At 41.5% G+C, this 14,065-nt stretch carries 14 protein-coding genes; 2 read left to right on the forward strand and 12 right to left on the reverse strand.

The features are described from left to right. Window positions 1-178: 178 nt before the first annotated feature. From B5F08_RS00005 to B5F08_RS00055, 11 genes are all read right to left on the reverse strand, one after another. Window positions 179-802 (reverse strand): V-type ATP synthase subunit D, encoded by a 624-nt coding sequence (locus tag B5F08_RS00005; protein ID WP_087375803.1) that lies wholly within the window; start codon window positions 800-802, stop codon window positions 179-181. 2 nt (window positions 803-804) lie between these two features. Then, a complete protein-coding gene (locus tag B5F08_RS00010) occupies window positions 805-2,184 on the reverse strand; it encodes a V-type ATP synthase subunit B (protein WP_087375804.1) in 1,380 nt (459 codons plus the stop codon). A gap of 13 nt (window positions 2,185-2,197) precedes the next feature. Further along, entirely contained in the window at window positions 2,198-3,949 is a 1,752-nt protein-coding gene (locus tag B5F08_RS00015) for a V-type ATP synthase subunit A (protein WP_087375805.1), read from the reverse strand. 1 nt (window position 3,950) lies between these two features. Beyond that, window positions 3,951-4,547, reverse strand: coding sequence for a V-type ATP synthase subunit E (locus tag B5F08_RS00020; protein WP_087375806.1), 597 nt, complete (start codon window positions 4,545-4,547; stop codon window positions 3,951-3,953). Between the two features lie 60 nt (window positions 4,548-4,607). Continuing rightward, window positions 4,608-4,916 (reverse strand): V-type ATP synthase subunit F, encoded by a 309-nt coding sequence (locus tag B5F08_RS00025; RefSeq protein WP_087375807.1) that lies wholly within the window; start codon window positions 4,914-4,916, stop codon window positions 4,608-4,610. A gap of 2 nt (window positions 4,917-4,918) precedes the next feature. Continuing rightward, window positions 4,919-5,350, reverse strand: a complete 432-nt coding sequence (locus B5F08_RS00030) for an ATP synthase subunit C (RefSeq protein ID WP_087375808.1) — start codon at window positions 5,348-5,350, stop codon at window positions 4,919-4,921. Window positions 5,351-5,395: 45 nt separating this feature from the next. Further along, on the reverse strand, window positions 5,396-7,336 hold the full coding sequence (locus tag B5F08_RS00035) for a V-type ATP synthase subunit I (protein ID WP_158096163.1): 1,941 nt from the start codon (window positions 7,334-7,336) through the stop codon (window positions 5,396-5,398). A gap of 44 nt (window positions 7,337-7,380) precedes the next feature. Further along, window positions 7,381-8,415, reverse strand: coding sequence for a V0D/AC39 family V-type ATPase subunit (locus tag B5F08_RS00040; protein ID WP_087375810.1), 1,035 nt, complete (start codon window positions 8,413-8,415; stop codon window positions 7,381-7,383). A 41-nt stretch (window positions 8,416-8,456) separates the two neighbouring features. Beyond that, window positions 8,457-8,771 (reverse strand): hypothetical protein, encoded by a 315-nt coding sequence (locus B5F08_RS00045; protein ID WP_087375811.1) that lies wholly within the window; start codon window positions 8,769-8,771, stop codon window positions 8,457-8,459. Window positions 8,772-8,940: 169 nt separating this feature from the next. After that, window positions 8,941-10,302 (reverse strand): PFL family protein, encoded by a 1,362-nt coding sequence (locus tag B5F08_RS00050; RefSeq protein ID WP_087375812.1) that lies wholly within the window; start codon window positions 10,300-10,302, stop codon window positions 8,941-8,943. 24 nt (window positions 10,303-10,326) lie between these two features. Then, a complete protein-coding gene (locus tag B5F08_RS00055) occupies window positions 10,327-10,596 on the reverse strand; it encodes an ACT domain-containing protein (RefSeq protein ID WP_087375813.1) in 270 nt (89 codons plus the stop codon). 247 nt (window positions 10,597-10,843) lie between these two features. Between B5F08_RS00055 and B5F08_RS00060 the strand changes: the two genes are divergently transcribed. Further along, entirely contained in the window at window positions 10,844-11,659 is an 816-nt protein-coding gene (locus tag B5F08_RS00060; RefSeq protein ID WP_087375814.1) for a histidinol-phosphatase HisJ family protein, read from the forward strand. A 46-nt stretch (window positions 11,660-11,705) separates the two neighbouring features. Here B5F08_RS00060 and B5F08_RS00065 read toward each other — a convergent pair whose 3' ends face one another. After that, on the reverse strand, window positions 11,706-12,755 hold the full coding sequence (locus B5F08_RS00065; RefSeq protein ID WP_087375815.1) for an RING finger protein: 1,050 nt from the start codon (window positions 12,753-12,755) through the stop codon (window positions 11,706-11,708). 177 nt (window positions 12,756-12,932) lie between these two features. Here B5F08_RS00065 and prfB point away from each other — a divergent pair, with 177 nt between their 5' ends. After that, complete coding sequence (prfB, locus tag B5F08_RS00070; protein ID WP_087375816.1) at window positions 12,933-14,054, forward strand: peptide chain release factor 2; 1,122 nt, start codon at window positions 12,933-12,935, stop codon at window positions 14,052-14,054. The last annotated feature ends 11 nt before the right edge of the window (window positions 14,055-14,065 follow it).

The following is a 14,065-nucleotide window of genomic DNA, read 5'->3' on the forward strand; positions in this document are numbered from 1 at the left end:
GGCTAAACCCCAATTCCTCCTTCTTTTTTATCAAAGTGTTGGTTGCTTGATAAACGCAAAAACCCTGAATTTCAGATAGAAATTCAGGGTTTTTGGACAAGCTGAAGGGACACTTCCTTATGTGAAGTGTCCCTTTTTACTCGTCCTTTTTAATGTGCATAAAACAGAAAAATAAATTTTACTGTTTGCTTTTTGTTCTTTTAATAACCTTAAGTCTTGAAAATTCCTCTCTGTCTTTTTCGTCCAGAGCGTCGGTTATAAATTTTATGGTTTCCTCAAAGCGGGGAATCATTATATTTTTAAGAGCGTTTGCACGTTTCTGAGTCTTTTTAATGGCGTCTGCAAGTCTGTAAACGCTGTTTTCGATTTCGGCAAGTAAAACCGTAAGGTTTTTAACCTCTACAAATTTTAAATGAGCTTCGTCCAAAGCGTCAGTGGTTGTGTAAAGACCGTAATCCAGCTGAAAGTTTTCCGGTTTTGTATCATCAATTGTGACAATCGGAATTTCAACACCCATTACGCTTCTGTAATTTAGCTTAATGCTGTTGTCCAGGGGAACCGTCTGGCTTATTTCATCACAGAAACCCATAAGGATATTTGCCTTTTGGAGTTTTAAATAAGCCTCGGCATAGGTGTCGTCGATTTTTCCCTGAATTTCATTTGCCTTGTCAATAAGACTCATCATTTCTCTTATGAGAATGTTTCTCTTTTTATCAAGCAAATCAAAACCGATTTTTGCAAGAGCTAAGGACTTTTTGGTATTCATTAAATTTCCCTTGGTGGGAACTGCCTGCATAGCCATAATTATACCTCTTGAGAAACATAATATTTATCCAGAAGCTCGTCGTCCACACGGTCAAGCTCTGTTCTCGGAAGTGTTGACAAAAGCTTCCAGCCTAAATCAAGGCTCTGTTCGATTGAACGGTTTTCATCACCCTGATTTACAAACTGCTCCTCGAAAAGCTTACCGAACTGGAGATACTTTTTATCGATAGGTGAAAGCTCTTCTTCACCGATAACGGAAGCCAAGGAACGTGCGTCGATAACCTTTGCATAGGAAGCGAAAAGCTGGTTTGCAAGAGGAGAGTGGTCGGCACGTGTGTAGCCCTCACCGATACCGTCCTTCATAAGTCTTGAAAGGGAAGGAAGAACGCTTACCGGAGGATAAAGACCCTGGCCCTGCAAGCTTCTGTCGAGAACTATCTGACCTTCTGTGATGTAACCTGTAAGGTCAGGAACAGGGTGTGTAATGTCGTCGTTAGGCATTGTGAGAATCGGTATCTGAGTAACAGAACCGCTGTGGCCTTTAATCATACCGGCTCTCTCGTAAAGAGAAGCAAGGTCGGAATAAAGATAACCAGGATAACCCTTTCTTCCAGGAATTTCACCCTTTGAGGAGCTGAACTCACGCAGAGCCTCGGCGTAAGAAGTCATATCTGTCATAATAACAAGGATATGCATGTCAAGCTCAAAAGCAAGATACTCAGCAATTGTAAGTGCGCATCTTGGGGTAAGAGTTCTTTCGATAATAGGGTCATTTGAAAGGTTCAGAAGCATTACAACTCTCTGCAAAACGCCGCTTTCCTCAAAGCTTCTTCTGAAGTACTCCGCAACGTCGTTTTTAACACCCATTGCTGCGAATACAACGCCGAAGTTTTTATTGTTAGCACCGCTTATCTTTGCCTGTCTAACTATCTGAACTGCAAGCTCGTTGTGCTTCATACCTGAGCCGGAGAAGATAGGAAGCTTCTGACCTCTGATAAGTGTCATAAGGGTATCAATAGTTGAGATACCTGTGTTGATGTAGTTTTTCGGATAAACTCTTGATACAGGGTTTATAGGAGTTCCGTTGATGTTGGCACGCTTAACAGGGAAAATATCGCCCAAGCCGTCGATAGGCTTACCTGCGCCGTTTAAAACTCTTCCGATTATTTCAGGGGAAAGGGGCATCTCCATAGGTCTGCCTGTAAGTCTTGCTCTTGTACCGGTAAGACCGATGGACTTTGTTCCCTCAAAAACCTGAACAACGATTCTTTCGCCGTCTATCTGAACAACTCTGCCTTGTCTTACAGTGCCGTTGTCAAGTCTGATGTCTACAATCTCTTCAAAGGATACGCCTTTGATACCGTCCATAACAAGGAGAGAACCGTTAATTTCCTTAACGCCTACATAATCTATAACCATGTTGTTTTCCTCCTTATTCAATAGAATTTAATTTCTCGTCAATCTCTTTGATGTACTCGTCAAACATATCAAGTCTGTTGTTTGGAATATCGTATTTCATCTTTGTAAGCTTGTCAAAAAGACCGAGACCGATTATCTGTGAAATCGGGATAGCCTTTGCTATGAGCTTCTGAGACTGCTTGTGGAGATGAAGAATAGTTTTCATCATAAGCTTCTGCTTTTCAAGCGGTACATAAGTGTCCTCAGGGTGGAAGGAGTTCTGCTGTAAGAATCCAACTCTGATAACACGGCAGGTTTCAATTACAAGCTTTTGGTCGTCAGGGAGAACGTCAGAACCTATGAGCTTTACGATTTCCATAAGTCTGCTTTCTTCCTGGAGAAGATAAGAAATTTTGTTTCTGTATTTGATAAAATCTTTGCCCAGATTCTTTTCAAACCATGGGTCAAGGTCAGTGAAATATTCGCTGTAGCTGTCCATCCAGTTGATAGCCGGATAATGTCTTGCATATGCAAGGGACTTGTCCAATGCCCAGAAGCATCTGGTAAAACGCTTTGTGTTCTGAGTAACAGGCTCACTGAAGTCGGAACCCTGAGGAGAAACAGCGCCGATAAGTGTTACTGAACCCTCTGCTCCGCAGAGAACATCGGCACGTCCTGCTCTTTCATAGAACTCTGAAAGTCTTGAAGGAAGATATGCAGGGAAGCCCTCTTCGGCAGGCATTTCTTCCAAACGTCCGGAAATCTCACGGAGAGCCTCAGCCCAACGGGAGGTGGAGTCAGCCATCATTGCAACATGGTAACCCATATCTCTGTAATACTCAGCAAGGGTAACGCCTGTGTAAATTGAAGCTTCACGGGCTGCAACAGGCATGTTTGATGTGTTTGCAATAAGCACTGTTCTGTCGGTCATAGGACGATTTGACTTAGGGTCGATAAGCTCGCTGAACTCGTCGAGAACCTGGCTCATTTCGTTTCCTCTTTCACCGCATCCAACGTAGATGATTATATCTGCGTCGCACCATTTTGCAAGCTGGTGCTGAGCCATTGTTTTACCTGTGCCGAATCCGCCTGGAAGAGCAGCAGTGCCGCCCTTAGAAACAGGGAACAATGTATCCATAACTCTCTGTCCTGTGATAAGAGGAACGCTTGCCGGAAGCTTTTCCTTAACAGGTCTTGGAGTTCTGATTGGCCATTTCTGGCAGAGTGTAAGCTCGTGAACATCGCCGTTTTCATCTCTGAGCTTTGCGATTGTATCGAAAATTTTGTACTCTCCGTCAGGAGCAATCTCAACAACAGTTCCGTTTATTGTAGGAGGAACCATAAGTCTGTGTTCGATGATTGGAGTTTCAGGCAATGTGGCATAGATATCGCCGCCGTTTAACTTATCTCCAAGTCTTACTTTGAGGGTTACATTCCATTTTTTGTTTGGGTCAAGAGAGGATACGGAAGAACCTCTTTTGATAAAGGAACCGGACTCTCTTTCGATTTCCTTCAAAGGACGCTCGATACCGTCAAAAATGTTGTCGATAATACCAGGTCCCAAAAGCACGTTCATAGGAGCGCCTGTGCCCACAACCGGGTCGCCGGGCTTAAGACCTGTAGTTTCCTCGTAAACCTGTACGGTGGTAAAATCGTCCTTAATTCCGATAATTTCACCAACAAGCTTTTCTTCACCGACGTAAACCATTTCCATCATGGAAAAACAGGTGGCGTTCTTAACAGTAACAACAGGACCGTTAATTCCGTAGATTACGTTATTCTCCATATTACAGCACCACCTTCAAGTTAGAATTTTCTGTGAACCATTCTCTTTGGTTCATAAGGGCAGTGTCCATTGTGTCATCGGCAATAGCTTTTGCATTGTCACAGCGGCATTTAAGACCGCCTATTTCAATGGTTCTGTCCTCTTTGACCTCAGCCTTTCCGGAGAACTTTCCGGCTGCCTGGTCGTAATACTTTTTATCATTTGGTGACATGTAAAGCACAACAGGGTTGTCCTTAAACATCTCAGCCATTTTTTCTGCGCTCTTTAAAAGAGCCTTGCCGTACTCTTCGGTTTTGGCATATTCTTTAAGCTTTAAAGCGGCGTTTGTGAAAATTTCTTCGGTCATCTGCTGGCGCATACTGTAAATGTGCTTGCGGCTGTCCTGTTCACGTTTAGCAAGTTCGCTGGTCATGTTGAGCTTTTCACGGGCAACCTGTGCCTGAATAAGCTCAAATGCTTCCTTAAGGCTTTCGTCCTCAACCTGCCTGAGTTCTTCCGCTTTTCTTTTTTCTATATCGTTTTTAATTTCTTCCTTTTGCTTCTCCGCATACTTGTGTATTGCGTTCAGGAAGTTATTAGTAATCATGGCGTCATTCATTGCAATACCTCTTTGTAATAAAAGTGTTTAACTGCCGATTATACTGCCGCAGTCCGCAGATTATAGTTTAACACCGATGGCATCCTGAACATACTTTGTAATACTGTCTTTGGTTCTTCCGTTTCCGTGACGGTCTGGAATTTCAACGATAAGGGGCTGACGTCTGTTAAGCTTCAAATCGTAAATCAAATCCGGACATAAAGAAACAAGACGTTCCGTCATAAGGATTACTGCGATTTCCGGGTTGTCCATAGCTTTCATAAGCTCGTCCTTAACCTCGCTGTCACTGTGAATAACCACGCCGTCAATACCGGCAAGGCGAAGTCCCATTTTAGTATCTACATTGTCACTAATCAAGAAAAACTTCATAATTATCCCAACTTTGAAAGAATCATAATAGAAATAAGCATACCGTAAAGTGCGCATCCTTCACCGAGAGCAACGAAGATGATTGACTTACCGAAGTTCTTGGAATCTTCACTTGTTGCGCCGATAGCAGCAGGAGCAGCGCCGCCAACAGCGATACCGCCGCCGATGCAGGAAAGACCTGTTGCAATACCTGCGCCGATAAGACCCATACCGAAGTCGCCGCCGGAAACTGCGCCTGTAGTTGCTACTTCAGCTGCGCCTGCAACTGTAGGGAACAAAAGGCAAACTGCAAAAACTGCAACGAAAGAAGCTATCTGAGTGTAAACTGTTTTCTTTGGGCTTTTTCCTTTTTCAAAAGCCTTAACACAGAGAAATACTGAAAGGATAAGAAAAGCAACAGGAATTGCCAACATTACAAAATCAAAAGCTGTCATGGTAAAAACCTCCGAATATTTTATAATTAAAATTATTATAGTATTTTATCTTTCCGCCTTTTTAAGTTTAAGGGGAGTATATGCTCTGCCTTCTCCGATATAGAAGCGGCTGAACATTTCGTAGTATTCCAAACGAAGAACCTGAATTGCAACCAAGAGTGCCTCAAGTCCCAAAACGATTATGTTACCGATGATTACTGTGATAACATAACCTGTTCCGCCAATCATTTCAGCAAGTACGAATACAACCTGCATCATACCGGCGTGAACCAAAACGAATGCGCCTACACGCAAAAAGCTCATTGTGTTGGTTACATAGCTTAAGAGAACCTCAAACATCTCAAATATGTTGTCAACTATGAAACCGCCCCATTTTTCAGGCTTCCAGTTTTTGTCGCCCTCAACAAGCTTTGAAAGAGGCTCTCTGAGGAAAACAAGAATAAGTGGAAGAACAATAAGCAAAACAACGTATACAGGAGTCATTATCGGGATTCCCAGGAACATCTGGCATACAAGTCCTGCAACTGCGGAACCGTAGAACACAAGTCCTGCAAGTCCGTTAATTCCGAAAATCGCTTCGCCTATGGCTTTTCGTTTTACAGAAGAGTAAATGTTCAGGCACATTGCGATAATGAGCAGGAACATTCCTATACCTACGGCGCTGTATATAATGTAGTTTGTGGTTGATGAAGCCATAACCTCAATAGGCTTTTCTTCAAAACCAAACAGCGCTCTGTACATCGGGTCTAAAACATGTTCAAATCCGAATACGCTTCCGAATACAGCACCGAAAATAGTTGAGGAAACGGCGCAGGGTATCAAAAGCTTTCCGATAGGCATGTGACGCTTTTTCCACATAAAGATTGCGGCAAGTAGCAAAATAATGCCGTGACCCACATCGCCGAACATTATACCGAATAAAACCGTGTAGGTTATAGCGATAAATGTGGTAGGGTCAATTTCGTTGTAATTTGGCAGACCGTACATTTCTGTGTAATACTCAAATGGTCTTGAGAAGAAGCAGTTTTTCAGTTTAACAGGAGGCTGGCTTTTCAGCATATTTTTTCCTTCGTCTGTTGTAACCTCAACGCTTTCCAAAGCCTCAAGCTGTTTTTGAAGCATGTCTGCCTTGTCGTTTGGAACCCAGCCGGTGATAATAAAGCTTTGATTGTATCTCATAGCTTTAAGTTTTATTGTACAGTAGAGATTTTCCTGTTCCAGATGGGTGTAAATTTTGTTAAGAGTAGTTCTGTTAAATCTTTTAAATTCTTCTATTTTAAGATTGGAATTCTCGAGTTCTTTTTCAAGCTCTGCAAGTCTTTTCTGTTGTTCTTTATAGAAATCCTCAGGAAGTCCTTTAAACTCACCCAAAGCATTGTGTTCAAAATAAAGACCGGAAAAGATTCTGTCAACTTCGTCGCTTTCCTCAATAGGAGCTACATAAACGCCCCAGCAATAGGCGTCGTCAGAAGTGCAGGGGAAGAAAGCAACATAGGGGTTATCCTCGTAATTTACAAGCTTTTTATAGCTGTCAAGGGGAAGTCGTCCGAAATTTACCTTGATGTATTCACAGGCAGCGATTTTTTCAAACTCCAAATCCAGTCCTAAAAAGTGGCTTGTCTGTTCGATGGTGCTTTTACAGTCGGAAATATCCTCTTTGATTTTGTCACGCTGAGCAATGATTGAAGAAAGACTGTCCACAACCTCTGCCGACTGCTTGAGCAGCTCAGCTTTTTTGATGTGTTCTTCGTCAATAAAATCAAGCTCAGGTTCAAAACCGATTTCATCAAAAAGATTTTTCAGCTTTTCAAGGGGAGCGGAAAAATTATTCTTGATAGAAACAGGAACAAACTTATCCGTTTCGGAATAAAATTTGCTGACTTCTTCCGGCTGAAAAATTTCGGATTTTCCGCAAATTTCCGCTGCTTTATCAAAATCCTTGAGGAGCCCGATAATTCCGATGGATTTAATCTGGGCAACAGCCAAAATAATCACCTCTCATATTTTACTTCTTTATTTACATCAATCTATCAATGAATTATCATCTCTTCGATAACCTCCGGAGCTACAGAGTATCTCACGGATTCGACAATGGTGATAATATTTGATACCTCTATGCCGACAATATACATATAGGCAATCATTACAACACCTGGGTTTTGGGAGAAATAAATTTTATTTCTGCACAGTTTGTATCTTGCCTCCATGGGTATTCTCGACATATCGTGATTGTTGTTTTTCATGACATTTCTGAATTGGTGCATATCTCCAAGAAGATTGAAAAACTCCGACATGTCACAGCTGCAAAGAGCTTCTCTTTGTTCTTTTGTAACAGTGCCGTAGGGAAGGAGATAAGATTCAATGGCGCTTCCCTTCATTTTATAGGACTTTTTAAGTCTGTAGATTTTACCGATATTGGAAAAATCAATTATCATGTCAAAAAGCTTTTTTATCTCGTTTCGTTCGGACTTGGGGTTATGCTTTCCAATTGCAGTGTAAAGCTGGTCGTACATATAACGATACAGGCTGTTTTCAATAGCGGCAAGGTTTAAGGTTTTGCCGTCTTTAGGAGCAAATTCTTTCAGCACGCCGTAATAAGGCGTGTGAGAGATTGTTTCCAAAAAAGCGCTGTAGTCCTTACAGGCTGCCAGCTGTGAAAGCTTGATGTCTGTGTAGTTGTCAAAGTAACTTGGGAGAGAGAAGATATACTCACGGCTTTTTCCGGTGTTTAAGAGAATAAGATACTGGATAAGCTGATTTATTTCATATCTCATTACAATAAACTTTGAAAAACCGTTTCCCGACCGTGACTCGTATCTGCACAGCTCGTCAAAATCGTAAAACAATTTTTGCTTTAACAAAAGCTCAACCTGACCTCTGTGGATATTGTGTTCATTCAACTGAGAAAGAACATCGTTGTAGTAGGTGTTGCTCTTAAGATAATTCGCAACTTCTGCAACTGTTTTGCAGTGAATCAGGTTATTATAATCCTCCGATGTAAGTCGTCTGCCGTATTTGGCTCTGGCTTTCGCCGGAATTGCACCGGAAGAATCTATTATTGTCATTTATTGTGCACCTCCTTCTTGTTGTTTAAAAAATACAACTTTCATGAAGTAAGCTTTGCCCTTTTGACAATCTCATCAATCCATTTATCCTTGTTCTGGATATATTGACTTTTCAGATTTTTTTCAATTTCTTGATGAATAAGCTTAGTTTCCTGCCACGATTTGTCAAGAGCAGCTCTTTCAGCCTCGGTAGTTTTGGCGGCTCTGGTCTTAGCTCTCTCGATAAATTCATCGTGAACTTTTTGTTTTGTTTCGGCAATAGACTTTTCAGATTCAAGCTTTTCTTTTTCAGCCTGCTCTTTCAATCGCCTTGCTTCTTCATCCATTTCGACTATTTTTCTGATGATGTCCTGCATAACTTCACCTCCATTTTTATTTCTAACACTATATTATAAAACTACATCGGGAGAATTTCAAGTTGTTCTTAGGTATGATCCGATACACATAACCTAATTTTGTAAAAATGGTATAATTTTTTTTATAAAAAAACCGAACAAACGTTAAAAACGCCTGTTCGGTTAGTGGTTAGTTTTTCAAAGACTGAAGTGGAGCAGGGATTCTGCCGCCTCTGTTTACAAATTCAGCAGGAGAACCGGCTCTCAATGGCATTACAGGGCCCATACCCAAAAGTCCGCCGAAGTTAAGCTCTTCGCCGCCCTTTTTGCCGATAGCCGGGATAAGTCTTACTGCTGTTGTTTTTGAGTTTACCATGCCTATTGCAGCCTCATCGGCAATAATAGCAGAGATAACCTCAGGTGTTGTATCACCAGGTACAACTATCATGTCAAGACCAACAGAGCATACTGCGGTCATTGCCTCAAGCTTTGTAATATCCAAAGCTCCGCATCTTGCGGCTGAAATCATTCCGGCGTCCTCTGTTACAGGGATAAATGCGCCGCTGAGTCCGCCTACATGTGATGAAGCCATAACGCCGCCTTTTTTAACAGCGTCGTTGAGAATTGCAAGGGCAGCTGTTGTTCCGTGGCATCCGCAAACCTCAAGACCCATTTCCTCAAGAATATGGGCAACACTGTCGCCTACAGCAGGTGTAGGAGCCAAGGAAAGGTCAACAATGCCGAAAGGTACGCAAAGACGCTTTGAAGCTTCCTGAGCAACAAGCTGACCCATTCTTGTGATTTTAAAAGCTGTTTTCTTAATCATTTCTGCAATTTGTGAAATATCCTTGCCTTTTCCTTCCTTTGCAAGGACAGCTCTTACAACGCCAGGGCCTGATACACCTACGTTGATAACACAGTCAGCCTCTCCGACGCCGTGGAATGCGCCTGCCATAAATGGGTTGTCCTCAGGTGCGTTGCAGAATACTACAAGCTTTGCAGCGCCGATGCAGTCCTTATCAGCTGTAAGCTCTGCGCACTTCTTTACTGCATAGCCCATTTTCTTAACTGCGTCCATGTTGATTCCGGCTTTAGTGGAACCTACGTTTACAGAGGAGCAAACTCTCTCGGTGGTAGCTAAAGCCTCAGGAATACTCTCGATAAGAGCATAGTCGCCGGCTGCAAAACCCTTGTGAACAAGAGCGGAATAACCTCCTATGAAGTTTATACCCAAAGTCTGAGCAGCTCTGTCAAGGGCGTAAGCAAACTTTACTACTCTTCTGCTCTGACATGGAGCGGCAATCATGCCGATAGGTGTAACAGAAATTCTCTTGTTGATTATCGGGATACCGTATTCGTTGCTGATATCCTCGCCGGTTTTAACCAAGTCCTGGGCGTAGCGGCAGATTTTGTCGTAAACCTTGTCACAGGCCTTGTCAATATTTTCGTCAATACAGTCCAAAAGCGAAATTCCCATTGTGATTGTACGCACATCGAGATTTTCGTTGTCAATCATATTTATAGTATCAAGAATGTCTTTGGTTTCAAGCATAAAAATCCCTCGTTAATAGTTTTTTTATATTTTGTGCATACTGTTAAATATGTCTTCATGCATAACATGAACTTTCATACCCATGGAATTTCCTGCTTTTTCAAGCTCTTTCTGAACCTCAGACAGCATAATTTTTGAGCTGTCGATTTCAATGAGCATTATCATAGCAAAAACGTCCTGCAAAACACTCTGAGTAACTTCGAGAATGTTGGCATGAACGTTAGCGCAGGCGCTGGATACTTTGCTGAGAATTCCGATTTCGTCTTTTCCGATTACGGTTACAATAGCTTTCATCATGTTCCTCCTGTGACCTTAGCAGCGATTACATCTGCGGTTTTAAAAATTAACGCTTTTATTATACTATATTATATGGCGCATTGTAAAGGTTAAACCGCCATAAATTGTTGCATAAAGGTCTTTATCGTTGAAAAAACACAACTTATTGTGTTAAATCCTTAAAAAAGAATATGATTTCAATAAAAATAATATATTGAATAAAGCTTTTCCTTGTGTTAAAATAACCGAAAAAGGAGGTTTTTATATGATAATATGCGATAGTCACGTACATTCAAAGTATTCATTTGACGGCGAGTGTTCCGTAAGGGAGCTTTGCAAAAGTGCTGAGGAAAAAGGTATAACCTCCGTCACAATAACCGACCACTGTGAGGTGGAATGTCTGCACACAGATAAGACCGAATACGGCGATATGATGAAAAATATCCCTCTGTCTTTTGAAGCAAGCAAGCAGGCGTCACAGGAATTTAAGGGAAAAATAAAGGTTTACACCGGTGTTGAAATGGGACAGCCCCTTTCAAATCCGGCGCTCAGGGACGAAATCCTCGGTAAATCTCATACAGATTTTATATTGGCTTCCCTTCACAGTCTTGAGGGAATGGAGGATTTTTATTATCTAAAGTATACCCCGGAAAATATAAAAGATTATCTTGAAAAATATTTTTCACAGCTTATGGATATTTCCTGCTGGGATGGTTTTGACAGCCTGGCGCACCTGACATATCCTGTAAGATATATGTATGCACAGATGGGTGAAATGCCGGACCTGACTCCATACAGTGAAAAGATAGACGAGATATTTTTGAATTTGATTAAAAATAAAAAAGCTTTGGAAATAAATGTGGGCGGATGCCGTTCTGCGGTAAAAGCTCCCCAGCCTGATTTTGAGCTTGTAAACAGATACAAAGCTTTGGGCGGCAAGTATCTCACCTTCGGAAGCGATGCTCACAAGGTTGATGCATTGGGAGCATATATGGAAAAGGCAAGAGAGATTGCCCTTAAAGCCGGATTTGACTGTTATTACGTCTATAAAAACCATGAACCGATTCCGGTTAAGCTTTAAAATATAAAAATAAAAGTACCGGTTTTGATAATCCGGTACTTTTCATTTATAAGAGCATTATATAAGGTATAGTGTTTATCAGGAACAAAACAATAAGCAAAGTGAAAGCGATAGGGGTGTTTACGCCGCCCATTGTCTGCAATTTTGCATTTGAATCGTCAGCAGAACTGCTTTCCTTTTTAATTTTGCTGATATTCTTCATACAGTGCTTGTAATAAAGCTTGTTAGCGTTAAATCCCACAATAATGTTTATAATAAAGTTTATAATGGACAGAATCATAGGCGCTAAGAAAATCATCATCTGGTCAAAGGGGAGCTGAAATACGCTCTGTGTATAATAAATTATATTTGACTGAGTTGATGAAGAAAGAATACCCAGCTGACCCAAAACATTTATATATGCGTCAGAATAGCTGATAATGGTGGAAGCCAAAATAAGCAGAAGATTTATGGAGCAAATAACAGCGCCTATTTTGTACATCTTTCTGTAAAGAAGATAACCGCCTGAGAACAGGAAAGCGGCAAAACTAAATCTTGACCTTCCCATTGCCTTTATGTTTTTAAATACATTTAAAAAATAGAAGCTGTTTGTTTTAACATACTTTGCGGTTTCGCCTACGGTTACTCCTTGGTCGATAACCTCATCTGGGTTCATACCGCCCAGCGGGTCAAAAGGAGTTGCTCCCATAGGAGGCATACCGAAAGGCGGCATACCGCCAAATCCGCCCGGCTGCTGTCCGCCGTATGGATTGTTACCGTATGGGTTATTGCCGTAAGGGTTGTTCTGTTCACCGGAAACTTTCTGTGCATTTTCGCTTAAAGGTTCACCGCAGTTTCCGCAGAAGAAAGTACCCTTGGGATTATGTTTACCGCACTTTTTGCATATGATAAATTCGCCGCCCGAATTATTTGTTTCACCGTTCACTGAATTATCGAAAGAAAACCCTTCGGCGTGTTTATCTTCGTTAAAGCAGTGACCGAGGTTTTCATAACATTCCCTGTGATGAGGAGTTCCGCATATAGGACAAACGACAACATCGTCATCGGCATGAAAATTTTTGCCGCAAACAGGACATTTTTCACCTATATAATCCATTGAATCACCTTTCTTTACCAGTTAGTTTAATTGTTATTAGGTATTATATCAAAAATCAATTAAAAAAACAATGTTTTTCACATTCTTTTAAGATAGTTTAATGCTTTACATTTTAAGGAAAGTAGGATATAATAAAATGTAATCGTTTTTTAATTTATTGAATAATGAGGTATCAGAATGCTGCAATTTGAAGAATTAAAACTTGAACTTGAGGGCTTGAAGCCCGAGATAGACGACTTGGCAGATGCTTTGGGTCTTAAATCAATTATGTCAGAGATTGAACAGCTTGAGCACAGAGCTGCAGAGCCGGGTTTTTGGGACGACATGGAAAAATCCCAGAAAATACTCCAAAGAACAAGCAATCTCAAAACAAAGGTAGAAGAATTTGAAAAGCTTAAAGCTTCCTATGATGATACAATGACACTTATCGAGCTGGGAAATGAGGAAGAGGACCTTTCCCTTTTGGATGAAGCTAAAGCCGAGCTTGAAGAGGTAAAGAAGAATCTTGAAAAGCAGCGTCTTAAAACACTGCTTACCGGAGAATATGATAAAAATAATGCAATTCTTACTTTCCACGCCGGTTCAGGCGGAACAGAGGCTCAGGACTGGGCTCAGATGCTTTACAGAATGTATACACGCTGGGCAGCGGCACATGATTTCAAGGTTAAGGAAATCGACTATCTTGACGGCGACGAAGCCGGACTTAAAAGTGCTGTTTTGCTTATAGAGGGCGAGAACGCTTACGGCTATCTTAAAAGCGAAGCAGGCGTTCACAGACTGGTTCGTGTATCTCCTTTTGACAGCGCAGGCAGACGTCATACAAGCTTTTCATCCCTTGAGGTTATGCCGGAAATCGACGACGATATCAAAATAGATATTGCTCCTGAGGATATCAAGATGGACGTTTACCGTGCCAGCGGCGCCGGCGGCCAGAAGGTTAACAAGACCTCCTCAGCGGTAAGACTTACACATATTCCAACAGGTATAGTAGTTGCCAGCCAGGTTGAGAGAAGCCAGTACCAGAACCGAGACGTGGCTATGAAAATGCTTATGTCAAAGCTTATGGAAATTAAAGAGAGAGAACACCTTGAGAAAATCGAGGATATCAAGGGTGTTCAGAAGGAAATCACCTGGGGCAGCCAGATACGAAGCTATGTATTTATGCCATACACATTGGTTAAAGACCATAGAACAGGCTTTGAAACCGGAAATATCAACGCTGTTATGGACGGCGATATAGACGGATTTATCAATGCTTATCTTAAAGCCGCAAGTCAGGGCGAACTTGAAAAAAATTGATTTTACCAGAG

Origin of the sequence: Anaeromassilibacillus sp. An172, assembly GCF_002160515.1 — a bacterium.
GTDB classification, from domain to species: domain Bacteria; phylum Bacillota; class Clostridia; order Oscillospirales; family Acutalibacteraceae; genus Limousia; species Limousia pullorum.